A 26,842-nucleotide genomic window follows, 5' to 3' on the forward strand; every position below is an offset into this window, starting at 1 on the left:
AGCGGGCGCGCGGGGGTGCGGTCACTTCGCCTGGCGCGCGATCCAGTCGTCGATCCCGGCCTGCGCCACCGCCTGGTCCTGGGCCGGCGTCCCCGAGGACACGCCGATGCCGCCCACGACCTCTCCGTTCCACAGGACGGGCAGACCGCCGCCGACCACCATCAGACGCCCGCCGATGGCCGAGGCGATGCCATAGGCCGGCGCGCCGGGCTGGCTGGCCGTGCCATAGTCGTGGGTCGCCTTCTTGGCCGCGGCCGCGGTGAAGGCCTTGTCGATGGCGATGGTGGTCGAGGTGACCTTGCCGCCCTCCATCCGCTGAAAGGCGATCAGCTGGCCCGCCTCGTCGGTGATGGCGATGCACATCGGGACGCCGATCGTCCGGGCATGGGCCTCGGCACCGGCCATCAGGATGCGGGCGTCGTCGAGATCGAGTCGGGTCAGGGTCTGCATCGGAATTCCTTGGCTGTTGTCCGGGTGCCCGGCCGCAGCGGAACGACCCGAAGGTCGGCGACGCGGACGGGCAATGCTTAGCAGGCGGGTCGCGGACGGCCACCCCCAATGCGCAACGCGCGCGGGCCGCCGCCGCCCGGATCACGCTAGCGCGACGGTTTCGGTTGCGGAATCATCCGCGACATAGAAGACTTTCCACGTTCCATTGAAAGCGGGCCAACGGCGATGTCTTATCTTGAAAGCTTGCGGGTCTTCGTACGGGTGGTCGAACTGGGCTCGATCACGGCGGGGGGGCGCGATCTGCGCCTGTCGCCCGCGGTCGCATCCAACCGGATCAAGGATCTGGAAAACCGCTTTGGCCTGCGCCTGCTGAACCGCACCACCCGCAAGCTGACCACGACCGAGATCGGCCGCGCCTTCTATGACCATGCCCGACGCGTGATCGAGACCCTGGACGAGGCCGAGGCCCTGATCGGCAGCTTTTCGGGCAAGCCGCAGGGTGTGATCCGCCTGACCGCGCCCCTGGGTCTGGGACGGCGGCTGGTCGCGCCGCTGATCCCGCCCTTCTGCGCCGACAATCCGGGGATCGAGATCCGCCTGCGCCTGTCCGACCGCAACGTCAACATCGTCGAGGATGCCATCGACCTGGCCTTCTTTCTGGGAGAGCCCGCCGATTCCGCATTGAAATGGCGCAAGATCGCTGAATGCCCGCGGGTGCTGGTCGCGTCGCAGGCCTATCTGGACGCCGCGGGCACGCCGCTGCGGCCGGACGACCTGGCGGGTCACAACTGCCTGTTGCTGCGCTATCCACGCAGCCCGGAATATTACTGGACGCTGCAGACATCGGACGGGCCGCGCAAGATGATGGTGCAGGGGCGCTTCGACACTGACGACGGCGACGTGCTGCGCGATTGGGCGCTGGCCGGGCACGGCATCGCCAACCGCCCGCTATACGAGGTGACGCAGGACCTGGCCGACGGTCGCCTGGTCGAGGTCCTGCCTGCGAACCGCCCCCTGCCCGCGCAGTTCGGCTGCCTTGCCCCGCACAGGCGTCTGCAGGATCCCAAGGTCCGCATGTTCGCCGACCACGCGGTGCGGGAGCTGCGTCCGCTGTTCTAGGCCGGGGCAAGGACTTTACAGCGGCGATTGATAATCGGCACGGGACGACCGCACCACCGCGGTGGCTTGCCGTTGATCCGCCTGCATATTCCACCGTCTGTCCGGCCGGTGGGTGATGGCCCGGCGCGTCGCACGCCGCGGGGCATTAACTAATATTTCTGGACGGATTTTCCATCGCATGCGACTCAAACAGTTAACCCGACACCGGGTGATCAAGGAGAGATCGCAATGGCCGACCCGACCCGCCGCCGTGGCCGCCCCTGTGCCGGCGGACCCGACCGCCCGCTGACCGTCCAGGCGCTGGACCGCGCGCTGGACATGCTGGACCTGCTGTCGCTGCATCCCGGCCTGACGCTGAGCGAGGTGGCGCAGCGGACGGGCCTGCCCGCATCCGCCACGCATCGCATCCTGCAGACCCTGGCCCTGCGCGGCATGGTCGAACGCTGTGCCGCGACGCAATGCTGGTCGGTCGGGCCATCCAGCTTTCGCCTTGGGGCGGCCTTCCTGCGCCGGTCGGGACTGATCGCGCGGGCGCGCCCGATCCTGCAGGACCTGGTCGCGCGGACCCAGGAGACGGCCAACCTGGGCATCCTCAGCGATGGTGGCGTGATGTTCGTGTCGCAGGTCGAATCCGACCAGCCGATCCGCGTGGCCTTTCCGCCCGGAACGCGCGCGTCGCTGACCGGATCGGGCATCGGGCGGGCGATGCTGGCGATCAATGCGGGGCCTGCGCCCGATACGGCCTGCCCCGATCTGGCACGCATCCGCAGGCAGGGCTTTGCGTTCGACGATCAGGGACGGATGGCGGGGATGCGCTGCGTGGCCGCGCCCATCGTGGACATGGCCGGGCGGGCGGTGGCCGGGCTGTCGATCAACGCCCCCGCGCATCGGATCGGGACGCGCCAGGTCGGCGCGATCGGCGCGGCGGTGGCCGAGGCCGCGGCGCGGCTGACCGCCGTCACCGGCGAGCAGCTGCACCTGTAGAAGCCCGCCCCGCGGACGGGACGGGCCTTGGTTCAACTGTCGGACTTGAACCCCAGGCTGCGGCCGATCCGCGAGGCATAGAACTCGCCCACCAGGCCGCGCCGGAACAGCAGCACGCAGACCATGAAGACGACCCCGGTGATGACCGTAACCGGCAGTGGCGAGGTCGCCAGATAGTTCTGCAGCGTCACCACCAGCCCCGCGCCGATGACCGGCCCGATCAGCGTGCCGATGCCGCCCAGCAGCGTCATCAGGATCACCTCTCCGGACATCTGCCAGCCGACATCGGTCAGGGTCGCGAACTGGAACACCAGGCTTTTCACGCTGCCCGCCAGGCCCGCGATCGCCGCCGACATGACGAACGCCGCCAGCTTGTAGCGCGCCACGGTATAGCCAAGCGACGTGGCCCGCGCCTCGTTCTCGCGGATGCTTTTCAAGATCATGCCGAAGGGAGAGTTGATGATCCGCCAGATCGCCAGCATCCCGGCCAGGAACACGCCCAGCACGAAGTAGTACATGTTGATCTGGTTCGACAGGTCCAGCATGCCCAGGAAGGTGCCGCGCGGGACGGACTGGATGCCGTCCTCTCCGTTCGTGAAGGCGGCCTGCAGGCAGAAGAAGAAGAACATCTGCGACAGGGCCAGGGTGATCATGGCGAAATAGATGCCCTGACGGCGGATGGCGATCAGCCCCATGATCAGGCCCAGCCCCGCCGCGCCCGCGACCCCGACCAGGATCCCCAGTTCGGGCGACAGACCCCAGACCTTGACCGCATGCGCGGTGAAATAGGCCCCGCCCCCGAAGAATGCCGCATGCCCGAAGGACAGAAGGCCGGTATAGCCCAGCAGCAGGTTGAACCCCGCGGCGAACAGCGCAAAGCACAGGATCTTCATCAGGAAGATCGGGTACAGGAACATGGGCACCAGCAGCAGGAAGCCCAGCATGGCCAGCAGGATGACCGCCTTGATGCGGCCGGCTGCCGGGACGCTGGCCGGGGCCGCGGGGGTGGTTGCGTCGGAATGGCTCATCTTACACGTCCTTTCCGAACAGGCCCGCGGGCCGCAGGATCAGCACGATCGCCATGATGACGAAGATCACGGTGTTCGATGCCTCGGGGTAGAAGACCTTGGTCAGACCCTCGGCGATGCCCAGCATGTAGCCGGTCACGATGGCGCCCAGGATGGACCCCATGCCGCCGACCACGACCACGGCGAACACGACGATGATGATGTTCGTGCCCATCAGCGGCGACACCTGATAGATGGGCGCCGCCAGCACGCCCGCGAATGCCGCCAGCGACGCGCCCAACGCATAGGTCAGCGTCAGCAGCAGCGGCACGTTCACGCCGAAGCTTTGCACCAGCACCGGGTTTTCGGTGGCCGCGCGCAGGTATGATCCCAGCTTGGTCTTCTCGATCAGCAGCCACACGGCGATGCAGACCGCCAGCGACGCCACGATCACCCAGCCCCGATAGATCGGCAGGAACATGAAGCCCAGGTTCACGCCCCCCGCCAGCGCCGGCGGCGTTGGATAGGGCTGTCCCGATGATCCGAAGAAATAGCGGAACGTCCCCTCGATCGTCAGGGCCAGGCCGAAGGTGAACAGCAGGCCGTAAAGGTGGTCCAGCTTATACAGGCGGGACAGCATGGTCCGTTCGACCAGCGCGCCGAAGGTGCCCACGATCAGCGGCGCCAGGATCAGCGCGATCCAGTAGTTCACGCCGGTCCAGGTCAGCAGCAGCAGCGCCACGAACGCGCCCAGCATGTATTGCGCGCCATGCGCGAAGTTGATCACCCGCAGCAGGCCAAAGATCACCGCCAGCCCAAGCGACAGCAGCGCATAGAATGATCCGTTGATCAGGCCGATCAGCAATTGCCCCATCAGGGCAGCCATCGGCACGCCGAATATCATCGTCATGTCAGACCCCCAGTTCGCGATTGAGCATGTCCATGTTGGCGGGCAGCTGGCCCACCGGGAATTCGGCTGTCATCTGGCCGTGATCCATCAGATAGAACCGGTCGGCGACCTTGCTGGCAAAGCGGAAGTTCTGTTCGACCAGCACCACGGTCATGCCGCGCTTCTTCAGTTCGCCCAGCACCGTGCCGATGTTCTGGATGATCACCGGGGCCAGCCCCTCGGTCGGCTCGTCCAGCAGCAGGCAACGCGCGCCGGTGCGCAGGATGCGCGCCATGGCCAGCATCTGCTGTTCGCCCCCCGACAGTTTCGTGCCGGGGCTGTTCCTGCGTTCGTGCAGGTTCGGGAACAGTGCATAGATCTCGTCGACCGACATGCCGCCCTTGGCCACCACCGGCGGCAGCATCAGGTTCTCCTGCACCGACAGGCTGGCGAAGATGCCGCGCTCCTCGGGGACGAAGCCCAGGCCGGCGCGGGCGGTCTTGTGCAGCGGCATGGTCATCATGTCGTTGCCGGCAAAGGTGATGCTGCCGGTGCGCTTGCGCAGGATGCCCATGATCGACCGCAGCGTGGTGGTCTTGCCCATGCCGTTGCGGCCCAGGATGCAGATCATCTCGCCTTCGTTCACGTGCAGGTCGACGCCGTGCAGGATGTGGCTTTCGCCGTACCAGGCGTTCAGCCCGGCGACATTCAGAAGCGCGCTCATGCGTCGGTTCCCATATAGGCGGTGCGCACGCGGGGATCGGTGGACACGGTGGCGTAATCGCCGCTGGCCAGGATCTCTCCGCGCTGCAGCACGGTGACGCGGTCGCAGATGTCGGCCACGACCGACAGGTTGTGTTCGACCATCAGGACCGCCCGGTCGCGGGCCACGTCGCGGATGATGCCGGCGACGGTGCGCACGTCCTCAAGGCCCATCCCGGCCATCGGCTCGTCCAGCAGCAGGACCTTGGGGTCCAGGGCCAGCGTGGTCGCGATCTCCAGCACGCGCTTGCGGCCATAGGACAGGTCCATCGCGCGGGTGTCGCGGTATTCCGTCAGGCCCAGCTGCGCGATCAGCTCGTCCGCGCGCGGGTTCAGCCGGTCCAGCGACGACAGCGACCGCCAGAACTGGGTGGCCAGCCCGTTGGGCCGCTGCAGCGCGACGCGCAGGTTCTCCAGCACCGTCAGATGCGGGAACACGGCCGAGATCTGGAACGACCGCACCAGGCCAAGCCGCGCCACCTCGGCGGGCTTTCTGGCGGTGATGTCCTGGCCCAGCAGGGTGATCGACCCGCGGGTGGGCGTCAGGAACTTGGTCAGCAGGTTGAAGACGGTGGTCTTGCCCGCGCCGTTCGGGCCGATCAGCGCGTGGATGCGGCCGTGTTCGACATCCAGGTCGACATCGTTGACGGCGGTGAAGCCGGCGAAATCCTTGCCAAGGCCGCGGGCGGATAACACCACCCGCGGCTGGTCCTGTTGCACAGGCATTGCTGTCATGGGTCCGTCCGCGCCCTAGTTCGCCGCGACCAGCGCGCAACCGCTTTCGGCCGGATCGATGAACGCCTCGGACCCGGGGATGGTCGCCAGGACGTTGAAGTAATCCCAGTCCGTGGTGATGTCGGCCGGTGCCTTGACCTCCAGCAGATAGACGTCGGTGATCAGGCGTCCGTTCGCGCCCACCGTGCCGCCCTGAGAGAAGACGTCGTTGACCGGCAGCGTATGCAGCTGTTCGGACACGGCGGCGGTCTCGTCGGTGCCGGCGGCCTCGATGGCCTTCAGGTACTGCAGGACGGCCGAATAGGTGCCGGCATGGACCATGTTCGGCATCGCCTGCGTGCGCTCGAAGAAGCGCTGCGCGAATTCGCGGCTTTCGTCGGTCCGGTTCCAGTAGAAGGATTCCGTCAGGGTCAGGCCCTGCGCGGCCTCGGCGCCCAGGCCGTGGACCTCGGCCAGGGTGAACAGCAGCGCCGCCAGGCGCTGGCCGCCCTGCACGATGCCGAACTCTGCCGCGGACTTGATGGCGTTCTGGGTGTCCAGGCCGGCATTGGCCAGGCCGATGACCTTGGCCCCCGATGCCTGCGCCTGCAGCAGGAAGGACGAGAAATCATTGGTGGACAGCGGATGGCGGACCGACCCCAGCACCTCGCCGCCATTGGCGGTGACATAGGCGCCGGTCTGCTCCTCCAGCGAATAGCCGAAGGCATAATCGGCGGTCAGGAAGAACCAGCTGTCGCCGCCCTGCTCGACCAGCGCGCCGCCGGTGCCCACGGCCAGCGCGTGGGTGTCATAGGCCCAGTGGAACCCGTTCGCGGTGCATTGCGCGCCGGTCAGTTCGGTGGTGGCAGCACCCGTGGTCATGGTGATCTTGTCGGCCTCGGCCGACAGCGCCTGCACGGCCAGCGCCACGGACGAGGTGGTCAGCTCCATGATCGCGTCGACCTGTTCGGTGTCGTACCACTGCCGCGCGATGTTCGATGCCACGTCGGGCTTGTTCTGGTGATCGGCGGTCACGACCTCGATCGGCACGTCCAGCACGGTGCCGCCGAAATCCTCGACCGCCATCAGCGCCGCCTGATAGGAATAGGTGCCGCCGAAATCGGCATAGACGCCCGACTGGTCGTTCAGGATGCCGATCTTGACGACGTCATCCGATACCTGGGCCATCGCGGCGGTGGCCGTGGCGCCCAAAATCGCCACCGATGTCAACAGTCTAGCCATGGTCTTCTCTCTCCCTCGTGTCGGACCGCAGGCGTGTGGACGGGCCACCCGCCGGGTCGGCGGTCCGGTTCATCGTTTCCGTGAATGACTGGCGACCCTCTCCCCAAGGCCGCGCTTGGGAAAGGTTGCAGAATAGGTTTGCCTTGGCAAGGACGCTTGGACCGCCCTGCGGCAACTTGCACAGGCTGCAATCCGCCAGCGGCGCGGGCGGCGGCGGGCCGGGGCTTGGCCTGCGGTCCACAGCCCCTATCCTGACCCCCTGAACACGGGGAGGAGACCACCATGACCTGTCATCCGACACGCCGCATCGCCGCGATCCTGCTGGCGGGCACGCTGTTTCACGCCCAGGCCGCCGCGGCCCAGGACCCTGCCGGTCCCGACGCGCCGCCGCGCGACGAGTTCTTCTGGCTGGGCCAGATGAACAAGGCCAGCCTGGTCATCAACAGCCAGGAGGGGCTGTTGGACCCGGCCCTGGCCCCGGACATCGCCGACGCGCTGACGCAGGTGATCGCCGCGGGCGACGCGCCCGACGGGGAACGCCCCCGCACCGTCATCAGCTTCGAGCCGCTGCTGATCGATGCGGGCGGTCCGCAGGTCACCCTGCTGCATGCCGGGCGGTCCAGCCAGGACATGCACGCCACCTTCCGCGCCGCGATGCTGCGCGACAAGATGCTGGAGCTGGCCGATCAGCTGCACGCGACCACGACCACGATGGTCGATCTGGCCGAACGCCATGCGGGCACCATCGTGCCGAATTACACCAACGGGGTCGCGGCCCAACCCAACAGCCTGGGGCATTACCTGCTGGGCCATGTCGCCGGCCTGGACCGCGACGCGCAGCGCATCCGCGAGGCCTATGCCCGCATCGACCGCAGCGCGATGGGCACCACCGTCCTGAACGGCACCGGCTGGCCGCTGAACCGCCAGCGGATGGCCGAATACCTGGGCTTTCCGGCGCTGGTCGAGAACGCCTATGACGCGTCGCAGATCTCGTCGATGGACCACCCGGTCGAGGTTGCCGGCATCGTCACCTCGGTCGCGCTGCACAGCGGCAACCTGGTCGAGGACATCATGACCCAATACGCTCAGACCCGCCCCTGGATGCTGCTGGAGGAGGGCGGAGAGAACACCTATGTCTCCTCGGCCATGCCGCAAAAGCGCAATCCGGGCCTGCTGAACAACACGCGCAGCGATGCGTCGCAGGCCATCGCGCTGGCGATGGGGCCGGTCCTGCAGACGCACAACATCACCCCCGGCATGCCCGACCCCAAGGATGTCGCCGACAATGCCGCGATGGTCGATGCGGGCATCGCCACCCTGTCGCGGCTGGACGCGGTCCTTCAGGCGCTGGTCATCGACCAGGATCGCGCGCTGGAGGAGCTGAACAGCGACTGGACCGCCTCGCAGGAGATCGCCGACCGGCTGATGCGCGACCACGGCCTGCCCTTCCGCGAAGGCCATCACGTCGCCTCCGAGATCGTGACACATGCGCGCCGGAACGGGATGGGTCCGCTGGACTTTCCCTATGCCGAGGCGCAGCGCATCTATGCGGATGCCGTCGCAGGCACCGACGCCCCGGCAGACCTTCCCCTGACCCAGGAGCAGTTCCGCCAGGCCCTGGACCCGGCCGCGATCGTCGCCGCGCGCGCCACCTCCGGCGGGCCGCAACCGCAGGAGATGACGCGCATGATCGGCATCGCCCGCGCGCGGCTGGACGATCACGCCGGATGGATCGCCGCCCGGCGCGGCCATGTCGATGCGGCGCTGGACCGGCTGGACGCCGATTTCGACGGCCGGACGCGGGACTGACCCGTCAGGGCGCGGGCTGGCGGTCGATCCAGGATGTCGCGGCCTCGTAGGCGCGGCCCAGGTTCAGCACGCAGGCATCGCGCCCGCGATGGCCGATCAGCTGCAATCCCATCGGCGTGCCGGACGGTCCGAACCCCGCCGGCACGCACAGCGCCGGCAACCCGGTCAGCGATGCCGGCACGACCACCTCCATCCAGCGGTGATAGCTGTCCATCTGTCGTCCCGCGATCTGGCGCGGCCAGGTCCAGTCCGCGTCGAACGCGAACATCTGCGCCGACGGCAGTGCCAGGATGTCCACGTCCATCCCTGCCGTGTGGCGGAACCAGTCCGACCGGATCGTGCTGGCACGGCGCAGGTCGGCGGCGGACAGGGCCAGGCCGCGCTCGATCTCCCACCGCAGTTCTGGCTTCACCTGATCCGGGGCGCTGTGCAGCAGCGGGCCAAGGCTGCCCGCGATGGTCCAGCTGCGCAGCGTCGTCCAGGCCTCCCACAGGGCGGCGGCCGAAAAGGGTGGCGCCATGGGCACCACGTCATGGCCCAGATCGGCCAGCACATGCACGGCGGCCCCGCACAGGTCCAGCACGCCCGGCTCCATCGCATAGGCCCCGCCCCAATCGCCCAGCCAGCCGATGCGCAGCCTGCCCTTGGGCGGCGCGGGGCGATAGGGGCCGCTGGAATGCGGGTGCATCGGATCGGGGGCGGACTGGACCGCCAGCAACAGCTCCAGGTCTCGGATCGACCGCGCCATCGGGCCTTCGGTCGACAGCTGGGACAGGAACAGGTCGCCCAGGTTGGACGGCGCGACCAGGCCATAGCTGGGCCGGAACCCAAAGACGTTGTTCCACCCGGCCGGGTTGCGCAGCGACCCCATCATGTCCGACCCGTCCGCCAGCGCCACCATGCGCGCGGCCAGCGCTGCCCCCGCGCCGCCGCTGGACCCGCCCGCCGACCGCGACAGGTCATAGGGGTTGCGCGTGACGCCATAGACCGGGTTGTAGCTGTGCGACCCCAGCCCGAATTCGGGTGTGTTCGTCTTGCCGATGATCACCGCCCCGGCCCGGCGCAGGCGTGCGACCATCGGGCTGTCCGCCACCGGCACGTGGTCGCGAAACGCGGGCGAGCCATAGGTCGTGGCGATCCCCGCCGTGTCCGCCAGATCCTTGACCGCCATCGGCAACCCCTGCAGCGGCCCCGCGGGGGCATGCGCGGCCTCGGCCAGCAGAGTGTCGCGGTCGCGCAGCGCGACGACGGCGTGGATGGACGGGTTCGTCGCCGCGATCCGGTCCAGCGTCAGCGCCATCAGCCCGACCGCATCGATGGTGCCCGCGCGCAGGGCCTCCAGCTGGCTTGTCGCATCCCCGGTGATCATCCGATGTGCCCCTTTTCCTGATGTCGCCGTCACCGTGGAGCGAAATCGCGCGCCCCACAACCCCGGCCGCCCGTGCCGATCACGGAACCGTGTGCATCCATGACATCGGCGTTGGAACGGAACATCGGGCGCATGCTGCGGTTGTGCCCCGACACCAACAGGAGAACCCGATGAAACAGACCCTTGCGATCCTTGCCATCTGCGCCACGCCCGTCGCAGCCCTTGCCCAGGCCGAGGGAGAGTTCTCGCTGCCCGACCTGCCCTATGCCGCGGACGCGCTGGACCCGGTCATCAGCGCCGAGACGATGGGCCTGCATCACGACAAGCACCACCAGAGCTATGTGACCAACCTCAACACCGCCATCGCCGAGGGCGACGCCCCCGCCGGCACCGCGCTGGAGGATCTGGTGGCCAATGCCGGCACCTATCCCGACCGCGTCCGCAACAACGCCGGCGGTCACTGGAACCACACGTTCTTCTGGGAATCGATGGCCCCGGCCGACCAGACCGGAGAGATGTCGCCCGAACTGACCGAGGCGATCGAGGCGGCATTCGGTTCCGACGAGGAGTTCCGCACCGCATTTCAAGAGGCCGGTGCAGGCCAGTTCGGATCGGGCTGGGTCTGGCTGATCGTGAACGATCAGGATGAGCTGGAGATCACCTCGACCCCGAACCAGGACAACCCGCTGATGGACGTGGCCGAGACGCAGGGCACGCCGCTTCTGGGCAACGACGTGTGGGAACACGCCTATTATCTGACCTACAACAACCGCCGGGCCGAATATCTGGAAAGCTGGTGGGATGTGGTGAACTGGGGGGCCGTGTCCGAACGCTATGACGCGGCACTGGCCGAATAAGCCACGGCCATCCCCAATCTTACGACGGGCGGCACGGCAACGTGCCGCCCGTCTTCTTTGCGGTACCAAAATAGCGCGCGACGGGCCAGAAACGACGGTGCGGGGGCGTCGGAACCGTGCGTTGGGCCAGTCGGAACCTGTCCCGGCGGGCTAAGCGTCTGGCACGACGTCGGTATCAGGGCATCCCATTCAGGCCCCTGCGTTTCAGGCGGGCGGGGGGGTCCGCGTCTTGCGCGTGGTCCTGTGGGACAGGAAGAACCGCAGCATCTGGGCCGAGGCATCCGGCCCGCCCGGATCGACGAACCGACCCGCACGCGAACCGCCCGACCAGGCATGGCCCGCGCCCTTTACCAGCCAGTGTTCCACCCAGGACCGGCCCTGCCCCACCCGGTGGCTGGTGCGCACATAGGCCCGTCCGCCCGGCACGGTGCGGGTCAGTTCCACCGCACGCAGGCCGGGGAACGTCTCGACCGCGCGGATCGCCACGAAGCGGCCGTTGCGCGGGGTCACGATGTGGTCGTCGCTGCCGTGGAAGATGATCGTGGGGACGGGCGTGGCAAGGCGGCGGCCGGGGCTGCCCTGCTTCATCGCGATGATGGCAGAGGTCTTGTCCCCCGCCGCGCCCGGCGGCAGGCCGGAATGGCATCCGACGGCGGCGAACAGATCGGGATAGGCATGCGCCAGCAGCATCGCGGTCGACCCGCCCGCCGACAGGCCCGCGACATAGACCCGCGCCGGATCCGCCCCATAGCGCGCCAGCATGTCCCGCGTCAGGCTGGCCAGCAGGGCGGGTTCGCCGCCGTCGCGGCCCTGATCCTCGGGGCGGAACCAGTTCCAGCAGCGGTTGGCATGCGCCTCGCGCGGCTGCGCGGGATAGACCACGATCACGCCCCGCTGTTCGGCCAGCGCGTTCATCCCGGTGCCCTTGGCGAAATCCTCGGGCGTCTGGCCGCAGCCATGCAGCATCACCAGCAGTGGCAGCGGCACCCCCGCCCCGATCGCCGAGGGCAGATAGACGCGGTACTTGCGCGTCCCGTGGGCGCAGGTATGAGTCCCCGTCTCGAACCGCGCCGATCGCGGGGCGGCGGCCCGCGGCTTTGCGGCAGGCTTTGACTTGGCGGGCTTGGGCTTTGCCGTTTTCGGCGGCTGCACGGCGGCGGTGGCCGCCTGCGTCATCGCCTTGGTGGCCGTCTTCATGAAGGCGCCCATCAGGCCCGCCATGGCGTTGGCGCCGGATTTCCGGCGACGGGTTCCGATGCGAAGTCTGGGGCGCCTAGTCACGGGGTTCGGGGCAGCGTTCGGGTGCACATGACCTCTGCGTCGCATGCGCCCCCGGATTGGGCAAGCGGCAACCCCGGTTCCGCCGGTCATGGCTGCCATGACGCGCTGACAGGTCCGGGCGCGCTTGCCCATTCGGGCGGCGTTTGACATTTTGCGGGCAGACGCCCCGGCCCCCGCCGCGCCGCAATGAAAAGGTCCTGCCGATGACGGCCGCCATGCTGACGCTTCTGGACTGGCTGGACCGGCGCACGTCCGGGGTGGGCCTGGTCACCGGCGCGCTGTTCGTCGCGGGCTCCCTGACGCCCAGCCTGATCCCGCGCAGCCCCCAGATCCAGGGCATCCTGGCGGGGTTCTGCTTTGCCGCGGGCTATGGGGTGGCGGTGCTGGCCGGCGCGCTGTGGCGCTATCTGCAGCTGCCGCGCATGACCGACCGTCAGGCGCGCCTGCTGGTGCCGGCGATGGGCGCGGTGGCGCTGGTCATCGTGACCGTGTTCCTGCTGCGGTCCGCGGAATGGCAGAACGACATCCGCGCCGCCATGACCCTGCCCCCGGCCGAGGGCGTGGCGCCCTTCGTGGTGGCGGGGCTTGGCACTGCGGTCGCGTCGGTCCTGCTGATCCTGGGCAAGCTGCTGGTGGCGCTTGGCCGTTATGTCAGCGCGCGCATCGCGCAGGTCCTGCCCCGCCGGCAGGCACGGGTTCTGGGCGTGCTGCTGACGATCCTGGTGACCTATCAGGTCTTCAGCGGCGTTCTGGTGCGCAACGTCGTCTCCAGCATCGACCAGTCGGCGCAGGCGCTGGATGACCTGATCCCCGCCGAACAGATCGCCCCCGACCAGCCCTGGCAGACAGGCAGCGCCGAATCGCTGGTCGCCTGGCAGGATCTGGGGCGCGAGGGGCGCAATTTCGTGGCCACCACCCCCGACCCCCAGGCCATCGCCGGCGTCACCGGACAGCCCGCGCGGCAGCCGCTGCGCGTCTATGTCGGGCTGAACGCGACCGACACGCTGACCGCGCGCGCCGATCTGGCGGTTCGCGAACTGGAACGCGCGGGCGGGTTCGACCGCAGCACGCTGGTCGTCGCCATGCCCACCGGCACCGGCTGGATGGACCCCGCCGCGATCGAGCCGCTGGAGCATCTGAACCACGGCGACGTCGCGACCGTGGCGTTGCAGTATTCCTATCTGCAAAGCTGGATCTCGCTGTTGGTGCAACCCGAACAGGCGACCGAGGCCGGGCGCGCCCTGTTCGGGGCCGTCCACCGCCGCTGGCAGCAGCTGCCCGAGGAGACGCGTCCCCGGCTGTATCTCTATGGTCTCAGCCTGGGCGCGCACAGCTCTCAGCAGTCGTTGCGCCTGCACGAGATGCTGGATCAGCCCATCGACGGGGCACTGTGGGTCGGGCCGCCCTTCGTCAGCCAGCTGTGGCAGACGCTGACCGCCGAACGCGACCCCGGATCGCCCGCATGGCTGCCGCACCTGACCACCGGAGAGGTCGTGCGCTTTACCGACGGTCGCCAGTCGGTGCATGACGGCGGCCCCTGGGGCGAGGTGCGGATCGTGTTCCTGCAATACGGCAGCGATCCCATCGTGTTCTTCCGGTCCGACAGCGCGATCCGCCCGCCCGAATGGCTGGCCAACCCCCGCGCACCCGAAGTGTCGCCCGACCTGCGCTGGTATCCGATCATCACCCAGCTGCAGCTGGCCTTCGACATGGCGATCGCGCTGGAGGTGCCGATCGGGCATGGCCATGTCTATGCCCATGTCGATCACATCGACCCCTGGCTGGCGATCACCGACCCGCCCGGATGGACCCCCGAACGGCTGCAGGCGCTGCGCGACCATTTCCTGGCGCGGCAACAGGCGGTCACGACACAGCCCGGCAGTTCGGGCTGACCCAGGTCCGGCCGCCGCGTGCGGCGACGACGGCGTCAGGCGCGGCTGTCGGCGATGGCGCGCCAGCGCGGATTGTCGTCGCCGACATGGCGCCGCGCGCCCCAGAAGCCCGCGGGCCCGGGACCGGACACCTCGACGAAGGCGTTGAAGAACGCCCCGCCCGCCGCGCCAAAGCCGTCGATGGCGCGCCGGTACAGCGCGCCCATCTGATCCGAATAGTGGAACCGCTCGATGAAATCGAACAGCTCGGGATCGGCGTCGATGGCGGCCCGGTCGGGGACGATGTGGCTGCCGCCCTCGTACATGACCAGGGACAGGCCTGCCTCCTGGGCGATGGCGTGCTGGGCGGCCCAGACCTCCTCCAGCGTGGCGATGGTGGTGCCGCCCTCTTCGCCCGCAACATGGCGCCCGTCGGCCACCTGTTCCGACATCAGGTCGAACGCCCGCGCATCCCCCATGTCGCGCCAGGACCGGATCAGCGACAGGTTCGCGGGACGCCCGATGCCGCCGTCGAAATAGCCCGTCACCGCATAGGCATCGAAATGGGTCTTGGGTGCCCGGCGGTCCGGACCGTCCGCCACCCACAAGGGCGCATCCAGCATGGCATGGTTCAGGTCGATCCAGGCGGTATGGGCGGTGATGACCTTGCGCAGGCGGTCGGGCGCATCGGCATAGACCGCATCCAGCAGCACCGCCATTTCAGCCGCACGGCCACCGTAATACTGCATCCAGCCATCGCCCTGGCCGGGCCATTGCGCCTCGGCCTGCTGCAGGGCCCACTGGGTCTGGCCGAACTGGAAATTCCACACCTCGTTCGAGAATTCGTACCAGGCGGTCAGGCCCGGATCCAGGCTGTCGCGGACCAGCGCAGCAAAGCGGGTGATGTGGTCGTCGGTCGCCAGATGCGGAAAGCAGAACCACGGATCGATGCCCAGCTGGTTGGCCAGCGCCACCATCACCTCGACCGGCACGCCCAGGGTCCAGGTGGCCGAGGTCAGGCGCGGCCGGTCGTCCCACTCGGACAGCGTGCTGTCATTCGTGGCCATCCAGTCCATGAAGCGGATCACCCGGAACCCACCGATCAGCGCCAGCCATTCGGGGCGAAAGATCTGTCCTGCATCATATTCGGCCTGCAAGTCCTGATGGATGCATCGAAAATTGCGCGCGGGATCGGCGGCGTCCTGCCTGACGATGTCGATCGCCACGATCCCCGTGTCCGACGCGACATAGTCGAACTCGGCCCATCCCGGCCCGGTGGTCACGTTCGTGCCGGTCCCGTTGATGCGCACGTCGCCGGTTCCGTCCCAGGTCATCCGGTAATGGCCGTTCACACTGATATCGTCGGCGGACAGGTCGCACAGGATGATCGTGCCCACGGCAGTCGAGCCGTCGGGGATGCTGATGGGCCAGCCGTCGGCATCCAGATGCCCGCCCTCGCGCAGCTGGGCGTTGGTATGGGACACGAACTCGGCCTCGGACCGGCCCATCCATTCACGGCTTTGGCGCATCACGTCGATGAATGGCTGAGAGGCCCCCCAGTCAGAAATACCCGACAGCCCCACCGCGATGCCCCCCGGTTCGGTGCGTGTCGCGGCCCGCGCGGTCAGTGGCATCCCGATAGCGACCTGCAGCCCGAAGGCGGCGCCAAGCATCAGTACGGAACGTCTTTTCACCGGCGGCCCTCCATGCACTGCCCCGACAAAGGGGACCGTGAATTTCTAACAGCGTGGTGCGCATCCGGGCAAGGCGTTTACCGGCAGGGGAATTTGCGGCCCGGTTCGGGACCGCAGCCCCCCGGCCAGATCGAATATGGCTCAATACCCGCATTCATCTTATTGAAAATAAATAATAGTACCGGGATTCTTCAGTTGGTTTCCAGATGCCGTCACAAGGTCGGATCATGTGTTCAGCGCGATCTGGGACCGCCTGCACGGATCACGATGCCGCAAGGTCGGACCGGCGCCCGCAGCACCGATCCGACCCGCGCGCAACCGTTGCGCGATTGTATCTGGCCCGAAATCATCCTGCGCGGCGCATAGGAATTTTTGGTGACGGGCGCAGCGGTTCGTAAAAACGGGGGCGCCGGATTGCAGCGCCCCCCGAGGCTTAATCAGTCTGCGCTGCGTTCGCCCAGCTGCAGGCCGGCGGGAGCGGGAACCAGGTCGCCCACGGGACGAGCCTGTCCGACGGGCCGACCCGCCAGGGCGGCGTCGAACTGGTCGCGGTCCAGCGCGCCTTGCCAGCGGCTGACCACCACCGTGGCGACCGCGTTGCCGATGAAGTTCGTGACCGAGCGGCATTCCGACATGAAGCGGTCCACGCCCAGGATCAGCGCCATGCCCGCGACCGGCACGGTCGGGACGACCGACAGTGTCGCGGCCAGCGTGATGAAGCCTGCTCCGGTGACGCCCGCCGCGCCCTTCGACGACAGCATCGCGACCAGCAGCAGCAGGACCTGTTGCTGCAGCGACAGGTCGGTGTTCGTGGCCTGGGCGATGAACAGCGCGGCCAGCGTCATGTAGATGTTGGTGCCGTCCAGGTTGAAGCTGTAGCCGGTCGGCACGACCAGGCCCACGACGGGACGGGCGCAGCCGGCCTTCTCCATCTTCTCCATCAGCGAGGGCAGCGCAGATTCCGACGACGAGGTGCCCAGCACCAGCAGGATCTCGGCCTTGAGATAGGAGATCAGCCGGAAGATCGAGAACCCGTTGACCATGCAGACCGTGCCCAGGATCACGATCACGAACAGGGCCGAGGTCAGGTAGAACGTGCCGACCAACGCCGCCAGGTTCACGACGGACCCGATCCCGTACTTGCCGATGGTGAAGGCGAAGGCCCCGAAGGCGCCGATGGGGGCGGCCTTCATCAGGATGTCGACCACGCGGAAGATCGCGAAGCTGGCCGATTCCATGACCGACAGGACCGGCTTGGCGCGGTCGCCGACCATGATCATGCCGATGCCGAACAGGATCGCCACGAACAGCACCTGCAGGATGTTGCCCTCGACGAAGGCCGACACCAGCGTGGTCGGGATGATGTCCATGACGAAGCCCACCAGGCTGGTCTCGTGCGCCTTCTCGGCATAGCCGGTGACGGTGCTGGCATCCAGGGTGGACGGGTCGATGTTCATGCCGCGGCCGGGCTGGATGACGTTCGCCACGATCAGGCCGACGATCAGCGCCAGCGTCGAGAAGGTCAGGAAATAGGCGAAGGCCTTGCCCACGACCGATCCCACGCCGCGCAGCGTGCCCATTCCGGCCAGGCCCGTGACGATGGTCAGGAAGATGACCGGCGCGATGATCATTTTGACCAGCTTGATGAAGGCGTCGCCCAGGGGCTTCAGCGCCTCGCCGGTCTGGGGATAGAAATGGCCGATCAGCGCGCCGGCGACGATGGCAAAGATCACCTGGACGTACAGGTGGGCGTAAAAGGGCTTGGGGGCGTGCGCTTGGGGATGCGCGGGGGCGTTCAACTGCATCTGGTCTCCTCCGACCTGCATGTGACGATGACGTGACACAGGATAGCCTATCGGACCCGACTGCCCGCCTTCCGCGCGCATGGCAGCAATGCGTTGATTTCATGGCTTTCTATCGGCCTGCGGGGGTCCATAATGTGTGGTTTTCCGCACAAATGCCGCGTGCTAGTGTGGGAACCGAAACAGTCCGGGGGACGGGATGGAACAGGCGGCGACGTTGCGGGAATCGCGCTGGCGGCTGCATCCCGCGCTTCTGGTGCTGGTCGTGGCTCTGCTGGCGGGGCCTTGGGCCGCCTATACGGTGACGCGCGACGGGATGCTGGCGCAGCTAGACCAGGACGCGCAAGCCGCCGCCGAAAGCCGCGCGTTGACGCTGGACAGCATCCTGGACCGACAGCGCGCGGTCGCCACCGTCCTGGCCGTCGACCAGCAGGTGATCCAGTTGCTGCAGCAGAGTGGCGCCGACCGCGATTTCGCGGTGTCGGCCAAGATGGACCTGCTGCGGGCGGAAACACAAAGCGACGTGATCTATCTGCTGGATCGCCGGGGCGTGTCGGTGGCCGCGTCGAACTGGGACCTGCCGTCCAGCTTCATCGGCCACGACTATGGATTCCGGCAGTATTTTCGTCAGGCGGTGGCGCAGGGCACGGGCCAGGAATACGCGCTTGGCACGGTCAGCGGGCGGCCCGGCCTGTACCTGGCCCATGACATCCGCGACGGGGCGACGCTGTTGGGCGTGGTGGTGGTCAAGGTCGAGTTCGACCCGCTGGAGGCCGCATGGGCGCGCGACACCGGGGCCACGCATGTTGTGGACGGACAGGACCGGGTGATCATCTCGGGCCAGCCGGCGCTGCGCTTTGGGGCCCTGCCGGATGTCCGCGGCATGGTGCAGGCCCGCGCCAGCGTGCGCGGCACCGACTGGACCCTGCTGGTCCGCCGTCCCCTGGCCGAGGCGCAGCGCGTGGCGTCGCTGGCGGCAGGGACTGCCGTGCTGGCCGTGCTGCTGGCCGGGGTTGTGGTTGCGGTGATCATGGCCCGCCTGCGCCGCGCCGCCCGCCGCGCGCGGGCCGAGGCCGCCTATCGCGCCGACCTGGAACGCGCGGTCGAGGCCCGCACCCGCGACCTGTCCGGAGAGATGCGCGAGCGCCGCGCCGCCGAACAGCGTCTGGTCCAGCTGCAATCCGATTTGGTGCAGGCCAACAAGCTGGCAACCTTAGGGCAGGTCAGCGCCGGTTTCGCCCATGAGGTGAACCAGCCCCTGGCCACGATCCGCCTGCTGGCGGAGAACGGCCGCGCGATGCTGGACCGCGACCCGGCGCCTGTGGCCGCGAACCTGGACCGGATCATCGGCATGACCGACCGGATCGGCCAGATCACGTCCGAACTGCGCAACTTCTCCCGCAAGGCGACGGGGGCCGTGGGGCGGGTGGCGCTGGCCGACGCGATCCAGGCCTCGCTGATGCTGACGGCCAGCCGACGGCGAACCAGCGCGATGGATTTCGCGCTGCCCGACCTGCCCCCGGATCTGGCCGTCCGGGCCGAGGCCGTGCGTCTGGAACAGATCCTGGTCAACCTGCTGACCAACGCCCATGACGCGCAGGAGGGCCGCTCTGATCCCCGCATCGCCATCGCGGTCCAGGCGGACGACGCCCGCGTCACGCTGACCATCCGCGACAATGGTCCCGGCCTGTCGCCCGACATGGCCGCACAGCTGTTCACGCCCTTTGCCACGGACAAGCCGCAGGGGCTGGGGCTGGGGCTGGTCATCTCGCGCGACATCGCCCGCGACTTCGGCGGCGAGCTGGACGCCCTGCCCCCGGAACCGGGCCAGGGGGCCGCGTTCCGCCTGACCCTGCCGCGTGCCGCATGACCGGGACCGTCCGCCTGATCGACGATGACGACGACCTGCGTGCGGTGCTGGAGCAGACGCTGACGCTGGCCGGGATCGCGGTCGAGGCCTTTTCCGATGCCCGTTCGGCCCTTGCCGGGCTGGACGCGGATTATGCGGGCATCGTGCTGTCGGACGTGCGGATGCCCGGCATGGACGGGCTGCAGCTGTTTTCGCATCTGCGCGGGATGGACCCCGACCTGCCGGTGATCTTGCTGACCGGGCATGGCGACGTGGCGATGGCGGTCGCGGCGCTGCAGCAGGGCGCCTATGATTTTCTGACCAAGCCCGTTGGCGCGGACCGGCTGGCCGCCTCCTGCCACCGGGCGCTCTCGGCGCGGGCGCTGGTGCTGGAGAACCGCCGCCTGGTGCGGCGCGCGGGTCAGGACGCCGCCCGCGTCGCGCCGCCGCTGATGGGGGACAGCGCGGCGATGATCCACCTGCGCGACGGCCTGGACCGCGTGGCCGAGGCAGAGAGCGACGCCCTGATCACCGGCCCGTCCGGGTCCGGCAAGTCGCTGGTGGCGCGTGCCATCCACCGCCTTGGGCCGCGACGGGGCCGCGGGTTGGTGGTGCTGGACTGCGCCACCGTGGACGAGGCGGGGTTCGACGCATTGCTGTCGGGAACCGAGACCCCGCGCGGTCCGCGCCGACCCGGCCTTCTGGAGCAGGCCCATCGCGGCGTGCTGTGCCTGGAGGACGCGCCCGCCCTGCCCCAGCACCTGCAGGCCCGCCTGCTGAGCCTGGTCGAGGCCGGCGAATACTGGCCCGCGGGGGCCGCCGCCCCGCGCCCGCTGGCGTTGCAGCTGCTGGCCACGGCCCAGGACGATTCGCAGGGGCGGATGCATCCGGGCCTGTATTTCCGGCTGGCCCGTGCCCGCCTGTCGGTGCCGCCCCTGTCGGCGCGGCGCGACGACATCCCGGCGCTGTTCCGGCATTTCCTGCAGGCCGCGGCGGACCGGCTGTCGCGGCAGGTGCCGCCGCTGACGGACCTGGTTCTGGCGCGGCTGGCGGCGCATGGCTGGCCCGGCAACCTGCGCGAATTACAGGCCTTTGCCGAAGGTCACGTACTGGGCCTGTCGCCCATCGGCCCCGCGGGTGACGGTCCCGACCGACCACCCCTGTCGGACCTGGTCGCGGCCTACGAGGCCGGCCTGATCCGCGACGCGCTGCGCGAGGCGCAGGGCAATGCCACCGGCGCGATGGCCGCGCTGAACGTGCCGCGCAAGACCTTCTATGACAAGCTGACGCGCCACGGCATCCGCCCCGCCGATTTTCGCCGCCGCGACATGCGCCGATCCCCCGATCCCGACGATCCGTCTTGACGGATCGACGCGCAGCCGACATGCGGGAACGGTCTGCCATCGAATTGAGAATACCGATGTCGAATCAAGCACTGCCCGCGGGATTGTCGGTCTATCTGATCAATCTTGACCGGGCCGTCGACCGGCTGGCGCGGATGACCGCGAAATGCGATGCCGTGGGCCTGCCCTTCGAACGGGTCCCGGCGGTAGACGGGTCGACGCTCAGCTTTCCACATCCGGCCTTCGATGCCTGGGGCTATCGCTATCTGCACGGCCGCCGGGTGATCCCGGCCGAGGTCGGCTGCTATCTCAGCCATGTCGCCTGCGCGCAGCGGCTGCTGGACAGCCAGGACACGCATGCGCTGATCCTTGAGGACGACGTGGCCTTTCCGTCCGATTTCACCGCAATCCTGCGCGCCGCCATGGCCGAGGACGACAGCTGGGACATCCTGCGGCTGAGCACGATGAACACCGGGCGCAAGTTCGGCTTTCGAGACCTGCCCGGCGGGCGCCGCCTGGCCAAGGCTTTCACGCGTGAAAAGGGCGCCGGCGCCTATGTCATCAACCGCGCCGCGGCCCGGTGGATCACGGGACGGCTGATGCCGATGCGCCTGTCCTATGACATCGCCTTCGACCTGGAATACCTGGCCGGGCTGCGCGCGGTCTTCGTCGACCCGCCGCCGGTCGACCAGCGCGACGAACCGGCGTCGCAGATCCAGATGAACCTGCGGGCGTCGAAATATCCCGCGACGCGCTATCTGACCGTCCTGCCCTATCGCGCCTGGCTGGAGATCAGCCGCCTGGTCGCACGCAGCGGGCAGTACGTCTATGCCCGCGCGCATTACCTGCCCTACAAGACCGTCCTGAAGGTCGCGTCCTTCGTGCTTGCCATCACCCTGGGCATCGACGAGATCTTCGACAACATGTAAGGCCGCGCCGCCCCGCGCGGGGGCGGCGCCTTTCTTCAGACCACCGTGACACGGATCGCGCCGACGCCCTCGATCTGCGCGTCCATCACGTCGCCGCGGGTGACCGCGCCCACGCCCGACGGGGTGCCCGTCATGATCACGTCGCCCGGCTGCAGGTCGAAATAGCGCGACAGTTCGGCGATCATTTCGGGGATCTTCCAGATCATCTGGTTCAGATCGCCGGTCTGCCGGCGTTCCCCGTTCACGTCCAACGTCACGGCGCCCGCATCGGGATGGCCGATCCGCGATGCCGGCACCAGCGGGCCGCAGGGGCCGGACTTCTCAAAGCTTTTGCCGACCTCCCACGGGCGGCCCATCTTCTTGGCCTCGCCCTGCAGGTCGCGGCGGGTCATGTCCAGGCCGACCCCATAGCCCCAGACATGATCCAGCGCCCGGGCGGCCGCGATGTCGCGGCCGCCGGTGGACAGGGCCACGACCAGCTCGACCTCGTGGTGCACGTCCGATGTCAGGGTCGGATAGGGGAAGGTGCCGTCCGACGTCAGGTTGGACGGGCTCTTGAAAAAGAAGAACGGCGGCTCCCGGTCGGGGTCGTGGCCCATCTCGACCGCGTGGGCGGCATAGTTGCGGCCGATGCAGAACACCCGGTTGACGGGAAAGCGCTGGTCGCTGCCCTCGATCGGCAGGGTCGCGGGGGGCGCGGGGGCGATCACGTAATCGGTCGGCTGGTAAAGATCGTGGGGCATCAGTGTCTGACTCCTGCGTAGGATGCGCACATCGCGACCATCCACGACGGCACATTGCGCACCGCCTTGTAGCTGTTCATGGCGACGACCGGCATCGACAGCATGACCACCGCCAGCACCTTCGATGTCAACCCGATGCCATGGACGAAGGTGACCAGCGGGGTCAGCGCCGCCATGGGTGCCGCCTGCATGACGAAGAACACGGGCAGCGTGATCCATTCGACAGTCTGGCGCAGTCCCATCGCGACGCCTGCGCTGATCCCCACAGTCAGCGAAATGATCAGCCCGATCACGAGGGGCTCCATCGTGCGCAGATAGGTGGCCCCCTGGATCCGTCGGCGATCATCGACCACAGGGCGGCCATGGTCGCGGTGAAGGTGGGAAAGGCGAAATTGAATCCCGACCGGGCGGCGAATTCCCAGATCAGGGCAAAGATGGCGACCGAAAGGATCTTCCAGTGAAGGCCCGACTGCCACAGGCGCAGGCCCGGGCCCGACGGCGACGGCGGTCGCTGTGCGGTGATGTTGGCGGATGTCATGGATACAGGTCCCCCAAGGCGGGATGCGTCCCCTGCCCGCCGGATCGCGGATCAGGGGGGTGGCGGCGCCCCCGCGGGGATGCCGCCCATGGCCGGGCAATCAGTCCCGAGCGGCCGCCGGCAGGTCGAAATCCCAGTACTGTGCGGTGTCCAGACCGGACTCTGGCGCCTGGACTTGGCCCGCGGCTGCCAGGAACCTCAGGTTGTCGATGACTGTTGGGCGCCGCCGGCCGTGGGCAGCATGCCGTCATCCACCGCGTCCTGGAAGTAGGGGATGATCTCGGCCAGCGCCTGGTCGGGCAGGTCGTATTGGGTGCAAAGGTCTCATACCCCTCATATCCCGCTCCTCCCAAAGCGGCAATGTGAGCGTGAATTCCAAGCGTACCCCGATTGGTTTGCTTATGGCGCCCGATTGGTTAATTTCTCAACGAGACAGTTCAGAGTATTTATATTGTATAATATGATTTTTATGCGTGATTACCTCAAACCAATCTGGAGTTATCCTAGCCAAACTGACAAATTGGTTGCGGATGGTGATCTTGCGCGGCAACCCCGACCACCTGCCCGGATATCCGGCCCATGACGACGACGGCGGTTCGCGGCACGCGACGCTGGTGCAGCTGCGCGCCTGGCTGATGCGCCATGATTTCGCGCCCGGCACCCGCCTGCCCCCGGAACGCGACCTGTCCGAGATCCTGGGCGTCTCGCGCGGGGAATTGCGCAAGGCGCTGGCCACGCTGGAGGCCGAGGGCCAGGTCTGGCGGCATGTCGGCAAGGGCACCTTCATCGGGTCGCGCCGCGTCGAGGTGATGAGCCTGTCCGAGATCGACCGCGTGACCAATCCCGCCGAGGTCATGCGCGCCCGCCTGCTGATCGAGCCGATGCTGACACGCGAGGCCGCGCTGAACGCCACCCAGGATCATATCGAGGCGATGGCCGCCTGCATCCTGCGCACGCGCAGCGCCCAGACCTGGCGCCAGTACGAGACCGCCGACAACGAGTTCCACCGCCTGATCGCGCAGGCCACCGGCAACCGGCTGCTGCTGGCGTTGTTCGATGCGCTGAACGCGGTGCGGCGGGCGGTGGTGTGGGGGGCGCTGCGGTCGGGGCGGCAACGGCGGCCGGACGACCACCATTCCTTTGCCGAACACGACCGCATCGCCGCGGCGATCGCCCAACGAGACCTGTCGGGCGCGGCAGAGGCGATGCATCACCACCTGAGGGCGGTCCAGAAACAGCTGATCGACCCCAAGGGCCCCGCGATCCCCCCGGAATAGCGGGTCAGATGGTGGACATTTCCCCCCGACGCGACGCACAATCCCGCGCATAAGAACGAGGATCAACAGACCATGGCCGAAAACGACACACCCCAGATCATCTATACCAAGGTGGACGAGGCGCCCGAACTGGCGTCGGCATCGCTGCTGCCGATCATCCGCCGCTTTGCGGATGCGGCCGGAATCACCGTCGCGACGCGCGACATCTCTCTGGCGGGTCGCATCATCGCGGCGTTTCCCGAACGGCTGACACCGGAACAGGCGCAGTCGGACGATCTGGCGGGCCTGGGCGCATGGGTCAAGACGCCTGCCGCCAACGTCATCAAGCTGCCCAACATCTCGGCCTCGGTGCCGCAGCTGGTGGGCGCGATCATGGAATTGCAGGCGCAGGGCTATGACCTGCCCGACTATCCGGTCGATCCGCAGGACGACGCCCAGGCCGAGATCCGCGCCCGGTACGACGCGCTGAAGGGATCGGCCGTGAACCCCGTCCTGCGCGAGGGCAATTCGGACCGCCGCGCCGCGCGGGCGGTCAAGAACTATGCCAAGGCGCATCCCCATTCGATGGGCAAGTGGTCCCCGGACAGCAAGACCCGCGTGTCGTCGATGCCCGCAGGCGATTTCCGCCGCAACGAGACGTCGGTGACGCTGACGGCAGAACAGGCCGGGCGCGTGCGCATCCAGCTGACCGGCGCGGACGGCCAGGTGACCGTGCTGAAGGACGGCCCCGACCTGCCCGCGGGCACCGTGGTCGATGCAAGCTTCCTGTCCGTGGCCGAGCTGACCCGCTTTCTGCAGTCCGAGATCGAGGCGACGCAGGCCGAAGGCACGCTGTTCTCGGTCCACCTGAAGGCCACGATGATGAAGGTCTCGGACCCGATCATCTTCGGCCATGTCGTGCGCGCCTGGCTGGCGCCGGTGTTCGAACGTCACGGCGCGGCGCTGGCCGCGGCGGGTGCGGACCCCAATGGCGGCCTGGGCACCGTGCTGGCCCGCGTGGCGCAGATGCCCGAGGGCGATGCGATCCGCGCCGAGATCGATGCGATCATGGCGCAGCGCCCGCCGCTGTACATGGTGAACTCGGACAAGGGCATCACGAACCTGCACGTGCCGTCCGACGTGATCATCGACGCGTCGATCCCGGCGCTGCTGCGGGCCGGCGGCAAGGGCTGGGGCCCCGACGGGGCCGAGGCCGACACCAACTGCGTGATCCCCGACACGTCCTATGCCGACGTCTATGACGAGAGCGTCCGCTATTTCAAGGAAACCGGCGCGCTGGACCCGCGCACCGCGGGCACCGTCCAGAACGTCGGCCTGATGGCCCAGAAGGCCGAGGAATACGGCTCGCACCCGACCACGTTCGAGATCCCGCATGCCGGCACCGTGACCGTCACCGCCGCCAACGGCGACGAGCTGCACCGCCACGCGGTCGATACGGGCGACATCTGGCGCCTGTGTTCCACCCGTCAGGCCGCGATCGAGGACTGGGTGCGCCTGGCCATCGACCGCCAGCGCCTGGAGGGCTGCAAGGCGGTGTTCTGGCTGGACCGGGACCGCGCCCATGACCGCGAACTGCTGGCCTATGTCGAACCGATGCTGGAGGCGGCGGGCGTCACCGACCGCTTCCAGGTTCTGGCCCCGCGCGAGGCCACGCGCCTGTCCTTCGAGACCATCCGTGCAGGCCAGGACATCATCGCGGTCACCGGCAACGTGCTGCGCGATTACCTGACCGACCTGTTCCCGATCCTGGAGCTGGGCACCTCGGCCAAGATGCTGTCGATCGTCAAGCTGATGCAGGGCGGCGGCATGTTCGAGACGGGCGCCGGCGGGTCCGCCCCCAAGCACGTCCAGCAGCTGGCCGAGGAGAACCACCTGCGGTGGGACAGCCTGGGTGAATTCTGCGCCCTTGGCGAAAGCCTGAACTTCCTGGCCGAAGCCACGGGCAACGAAAAGGCCCGCACCCTGGCCGCCGCGGCCGAGGCCGCGACCCAGGGCGTGCTTGACCACGAACGCTCTCCCGGCCGCAAGGCGGGCGACCCGGACAACCGCGACAGCCACTACTATTTCGCGATGTATTGGGCGCAGGCGCTGGCGCAGCAGACTTCCGACCCCGACCTAGCCGAGGAGTTCCGCCCCATCGCCCGCGACCTGACCGACCTGGAGGAGCAGATCGTGGCGGAACTGCGCGCGGATCGCGGCCGTCCCGTCGATCTGGGCGGCTATTACCACGCGGACCCGGAAAAGGTCGCCGCGGTGATGCGCCCGTCAGCCACGCTGAACCGCATCCTGGGCTGACGCCCCTGGGGGCGCGCG

Annotated in this window: 23 protein-coding genes; 10 read left to right on the plus strand and 13 right to left on the minus strand. The window is 68.2% G+C overall.

Features of this window, described 5'->3' with window-relative positions:
• Positions 1-21 precede the first annotated feature (21 nt).
• Positions 22-450: a GlcG/HbpS family heme-binding protein gene (locus LZ686_RS10045; protein ID WP_046001618.1), complete on the minus strand. Its 429-nt coding sequence runs from the start codon at positions 448-450 to the stop codon at positions 22-24.
• A gap of 225 nt (positions 451-675) precedes the next feature.
• Here LZ686_RS10045 and LZ686_RS10050 point away from each other — a divergent pair, with 225 nt between their 5' ends.
• Positions 676-1,569, plus strand: a complete 894-nt coding sequence (locus tag LZ686_RS10050) for a LysR family transcriptional regulator (RefSeq protein ID WP_045983485.1) — start codon at positions 676-678, stop codon at positions 1,567-1,569.
• Between the two features lie 228 nt (positions 1,570-1,797).
• Positions 1,798-2,553: an IclR family transcriptional regulator gene (locus LZ686_RS10055; protein WP_349547674.1), complete on the plus strand. Its 756-nt coding sequence runs from the start codon at positions 1,798-1,800 to the stop codon at positions 2,551-2,553.
• 32 nt (positions 2,554-2,585) lie between these two features.
• On the opposite strand, the gene LZ686_RS10060 is transcribed toward LZ686_RS10055, so the two are convergent.
• From LZ686_RS10060 to LZ686_RS10080, 5 genes are read right to left on the minus strand one after another with little or no spacing between them, the layout of a single operon-like run.
• Positions 2,586-3,581: a branched-chain amino acid ABC transporter permease gene (locus tag LZ686_RS10060; protein WP_127899797.1), complete on the minus strand. Its 996-nt coding sequence runs from the start codon at positions 3,579-3,581 to the stop codon at positions 2,586-2,588.
• A 1-nt stretch (position 3,582) separates the two neighbouring features.
• The gene (locus tag LZ686_RS10065) at positions 3,583-4,470 is read right to left on the minus strand and encodes a branched-chain amino acid ABC transporter permease (protein ID WP_045983482.1); all 888 of its coding nucleotides are present in this window, start codon (positions 4,468-4,470) and stop codon (positions 3,583-3,585) included.
• A 1-nt stretch (position 4,471) separates the two neighbouring features.
• The gene (locus LZ686_RS10070; protein WP_349547675.1) at positions 4,472-5,173 is read right to left on the minus strand and encodes an ABC transporter ATP-binding protein; all 702 of its coding nucleotides are present in this window, start codon (positions 5,171-5,173) and stop codon (positions 4,472-4,474) included.
• Positions 5,170-5,946 carry an ABC transporter ATP-binding protein gene (locus tag LZ686_RS10075; protein WP_045983480.1) on the minus strand — a complete coding sequence of 259 codons (777 nt, stop codon included), beginning with the start codon at positions 5,944-5,946 and terminating at the stop codon, positions 5,170-5,172. Before LZ686_RS10075 ends, LZ686_RS10070 begins: the two co-directional genes overlap by 4 nt.
• Before the next feature lie 15 nt (positions 5,947-5,961).
• Complete coding sequence (locus tag LZ686_RS10080) at positions 5,962-7,167, minus strand: ABC transporter substrate-binding protein (RefSeq protein ID WP_349547676.1); 1,206 nt, start codon at positions 7,165-7,167, stop codon at positions 5,962-5,964.
• Positions 7,168-7,449: 282 nt separating this feature from the next.
• Between LZ686_RS10080 and LZ686_RS10085 the strand changes: the two genes are divergently transcribed.
• Positions 7,450-8,976 (plus strand): argininosuccinate lyase, encoded by a 1,527-nt coding sequence (locus tag LZ686_RS10085; RefSeq protein WP_349547677.1) that lies wholly within the window; start codon positions 7,450-7,452, stop codon positions 8,974-8,976.
• A gap of 4 nt (positions 8,977-8,980) precedes the next feature.
• Here LZ686_RS10085 and LZ686_RS10090 read toward each other — a convergent pair whose 3' ends face one another.
• Positions 8,981-10,345 (minus strand): amidase, encoded by a 1,365-nt coding sequence (locus LZ686_RS10090; RefSeq protein ID WP_349547678.1) that lies wholly within the window; start codon positions 10,343-10,345, stop codon positions 8,981-8,983.
• Between the two features lie 170 nt (positions 10,346-10,515).
• Between LZ686_RS10090 and LZ686_RS10095 the strand changes: the two genes are divergently transcribed.
• Positions 10,516-11,202, plus strand: a complete 687-nt coding sequence (locus LZ686_RS10095) for a superoxide dismutase (RefSeq protein ID WP_045983476.1) — start codon at positions 10,516-10,518, stop codon at positions 11,200-11,202.
• Between the two features lie 204 nt (positions 11,203-11,406).
• Here LZ686_RS10095 and LZ686_RS10100 read toward each other — a convergent pair whose 3' ends face one another.
• Complete coding sequence (locus LZ686_RS10100; protein WP_349547679.1) at positions 11,407-12,399, minus strand: extracellular catalytic domain type 1 short-chain-length polyhydroxyalkanoate depolymerase; 993 nt, start codon at positions 12,397-12,399, stop codon at positions 11,407-11,409.
• A 287-nt stretch (positions 12,400-12,686) separates the two neighbouring features.
• On the opposite strand from LZ686_RS10100, the gene LZ686_RS10105 reads away from it, so the two are divergent.
• The gene (locus tag LZ686_RS10105) at positions 12,687-14,375 is read left to right on the plus strand and encodes an alpha/beta hydrolase (RefSeq protein WP_349547680.1); all 1,689 of its coding nucleotides are present in this window, start codon (positions 12,687-12,689) and stop codon (positions 14,373-14,375) included.
• Between the two features lie 35 nt (positions 14,376-14,410).
• Here the strand turns inward: LZ686_RS10105 and LZ686_RS10110 are convergent, their stop codons facing one another.
• Both LZ686_RS10110 and LZ686_RS10115 read right to left on the minus strand, forming a co-directional pair.
• The gene (locus tag LZ686_RS10110; protein WP_349547681.1) at positions 14,411-16,048 is read right to left on the minus strand and encodes a hypothetical protein; all 1,638 of its coding nucleotides are present in this window, start codon (positions 16,046-16,048) and stop codon (positions 14,411-14,413) included.
• A gap of 437 nt (positions 16,049-16,485) precedes the next feature.
• On the minus strand, positions 16,486-17,853 hold the full coding sequence (locus LZ686_RS10115) for a dicarboxylate/amino acid:cation symporter (RefSeq protein ID WP_046001627.1): 1,368 nt from the start codon (positions 17,851-17,853) through the stop codon (positions 16,486-16,488).
• 196 nt (positions 17,854-18,049) lie between these two features.
• On the opposite strand from LZ686_RS10115, the gene LZ686_RS10120 reads away from it, so the two are divergent.
• The 3 genes from LZ686_RS10120 to LZ686_RS10130 are packed head-to-tail and all read left to right on the plus strand — an operon-like array spanning position 18,050 to position 21,971.
• Complete coding sequence (locus LZ686_RS10120) at positions 18,050-19,720, plus strand: sensor histidine kinase (protein ID WP_349547682.1); 1,671 nt, start codon at positions 18,050-18,052, stop codon at positions 19,718-19,720.
• Entirely contained in the window at positions 19,717-21,063 is a 1,347-nt protein-coding gene (locus tag LZ686_RS10125) for a sigma-54-dependent transcriptional regulator (protein ID WP_349547683.1), read from the plus strand. Before LZ686_RS10120 ends, LZ686_RS10125 begins: the two co-directional genes overlap by 4 nt.
• Positions 21,064-21,119: 56 nt before the next feature.
• Positions 21,120-21,971 (plus strand): glycosyltransferase family 25 protein, encoded by an 852-nt coding sequence (locus LZ686_RS10130; protein WP_349547684.1) that lies wholly within the window; start codon positions 21,120-21,122, stop codon positions 21,969-21,971.
• 35 nt (positions 21,972-22,006) lie between these two features.
• Here the strand turns inward: LZ686_RS10130 and LZ686_RS10135 are convergent, their stop codons facing one another.
• Genes LZ686_RS10135 through LZ686_RS10145 form a run of 3 tightly spaced genes read right to left on the minus strand, consistent with a single transcriptional unit; the run spans position 22,007 to position 23,252 of the window.
• On the minus strand, positions 22,007-22,714 hold the full coding sequence (locus LZ686_RS10135) for a fumarylacetoacetate hydrolase family protein (protein ID WP_349547685.1): 708 nt from the start codon (positions 22,712-22,714) through the stop codon (positions 22,007-22,009).
• The gene (locus LZ686_RS10140) at positions 22,714-23,007 is read right to left on the minus strand and encodes an ABC transporter permease family protein (RefSeq protein ID WP_349547686.1); all 294 of its coding nucleotides are present in this window, start codon (positions 23,005-23,007) and stop codon (positions 22,714-22,716) included. The genes LZ686_RS10135 and LZ686_RS10140 overlap by 1 nt, the downstream gene beginning before the upstream one ends.
• A complete protein-coding gene (locus LZ686_RS10145) occupies positions 23,004-23,252 on the minus strand; it encodes a hypothetical protein (protein ID WP_349547687.1) in 249 nt (82 codons plus the stop codon). The genes LZ686_RS10140 and LZ686_RS10145 overlap by 4 nt, the downstream gene beginning before the upstream one ends.
• Positions 23,253-23,782: 530 nt before the next feature.
• Between LZ686_RS10145 and LZ686_RS10150 the strand changes: the two genes are divergently transcribed.
• Together LZ686_RS10150 and LZ686_RS10155 are read left to right on the plus strand one after the other, a co-directional pair.
• Entirely contained in the window at positions 23,783-24,529 is a 747-nt protein-coding gene (locus tag LZ686_RS10150; protein WP_349547688.1) for a FadR/GntR family transcriptional regulator, read from the plus strand.
• Positions 24,530-24,601: 72 nt separating this feature from the next.
• Complete coding sequence (locus LZ686_RS10155) at positions 24,602-26,824, plus strand: NADP-dependent isocitrate dehydrogenase (RefSeq protein ID WP_349547689.1); 2,223 nt, start codon at positions 24,602-24,604, stop codon at positions 26,822-26,824.
• The last annotated feature ends 18 nt before the right edge of the window (positions 26,825-26,842 follow it).

Source organism: Paracoccus sp. NFXS7 (genome assembly GCF_040148865.1).
Taxonomy (GTDB): Bacteria; Pseudomonadota; Alphaproteobacteria; order Rhodobacterales; family Rhodobacteraceae; genus Paracoccus; species Paracoccus marcusii.

What these genes read in the sequence shown, in the direction of transcription:
- LZ686_RS10125 (WP_349547683.1), top strand. Translation starts at nt 19,717, where the DNA reads ATGACCGGGACCGTCCGCCTGATCGACGATGACGACGACCTGCGTGCG.
- LZ686_RS10155 (WP_349547689.1), top strand. Translation starts at nt 24,602, where the DNA reads ATGGCCGAAAACGACACACCCCAGATCATCTATACCAAGGTGGACGAG.
- LZ686_RS10120 (WP_349547682.1), top strand. Translation starts at nt 18,050, where the DNA reads ATGGAACAGGCGGCGACGTTGCGGGAATCGCGCTGGCGGCTGCATCCC.
- LZ686_RS10150 (WP_349547688.1), top strand. Translation starts at nt 23,783, where the DNA reads ATGGTGATCTTGCGCGGCAACCCCGACCACCTGCCCGGATATCCGGCC.
- LZ686_RS10130 (WP_349547684.1), top strand. Translation starts at nt 21,120, where the DNA reads ATGTCGAATCAAGCACTGCCCGCGGGATTGTCGGTCTATCTGATCAAT.
- LZ686_RS10065 (WP_045983482.1), bottom strand. Translation starts at nt 4,470, where the DNA reads ATGACGATGATATTCGGCGTGCCGATGGCTGCCCTGATGGGGCAATTG.
- LZ686_RS10115 (WP_046001627.1), bottom strand. Translation starts at nt 17,853, where the DNA reads ATGCAGTTGAACGCCCCCGCGCATCCCCAAGCGCACGCCCCCAAGCCC.
- LZ686_RS10085 (WP_349547677.1), top strand. Translation starts at nt 7,450, where the DNA reads ATGACCTGTCATCCGACACGCCGCATCGCCGCGATCCTGCTGGCGGGC.
- LZ686_RS10045 (WP_046001618.1), bottom strand. Translation starts at nt 450, where the DNA reads ATGCAGACCCTGACCCGACTCGATCTCGACGACGCCCGCATCCTGATG.
- LZ686_RS10105 (WP_349547680.1), top strand. Translation starts at nt 12,687, where the DNA reads ATGACGGCCGCCATGCTGACGCTTCTGGACTGGCTGGACCGGCGCACG.
- LZ686_RS10095 (WP_045983476.1), top strand. Translation starts at nt 10,516, where the DNA reads ATGAAACAGACCCTTGCGATCCTTGCCATCTGCGCCACGCCCGTCGCA.
- LZ686_RS10090 (WP_349547678.1), bottom strand. Translation starts at nt 10,345, where the DNA reads ATGATCACCGGGGATGCGACAAGCCAGCTGGAGGCCCTGCGCGCGGGC.
- LZ686_RS10070 (WP_349547675.1), bottom strand. Translation starts at nt 5,173, where the DNA reads ATGAGCGCGCTTCTGAATGTCGCCGGGCTGAACGCCTGGTACGGCGAA.
- LZ686_RS10100 (WP_349547679.1), bottom strand. Translation starts at nt 12,399, where the DNA reads ATGAAGACGGCCACCAAGGCGATGACGCAGGCGGCCACCGCCGCCGTG.
- LZ686_RS10060 (WP_127899797.1), bottom strand. Translation starts at nt 3,581, where the DNA reads ATGAGCCATTCCGACGCAACCACCCCCGCGGCCCCGGCCAGCGTCCCG.
- LZ686_RS10080 (WP_349547676.1), bottom strand. Translation starts at nt 7,167, where the DNA reads ATGGCTAGACTGTTGACATCGGTGGCGATTTTGGGCGCCACGGCCACC.
- LZ686_RS10055 (WP_349547674.1), top strand. Translation starts at nt 1,798, where the DNA reads ATGGCCGACCCGACCCGCCGCCGTGGCCGCCCCTGTGCCGGCGGACCC.
- LZ686_RS10135 (WP_349547685.1), bottom strand. Translation starts at nt 22,714, where the DNA reads ATGCCCCACGATCTTTACCAGCCGACCGATTACGTGATCGCCCCCGCG.
- LZ686_RS10075 (WP_045983480.1), bottom strand. Translation starts at nt 5,946, where the DNA reads ATGACAGCAATGCCTGTGCAACAGGACCAGCCGCGGGTGGTGTTATCC.
- LZ686_RS10050 (WP_045983485.1), top strand. Translation starts at nt 676, where the DNA reads ATGTCTTATCTTGAAAGCTTGCGGGTCTTCGTACGGGTGGTCGAACTG.
- LZ686_RS10145 (WP_349547687.1), bottom strand. Translation starts at nt 23,252, where the DNA reads ATGACATCCGCCAACATCACCGCACAGCGACCGCCGTCGCCGTCGGGC.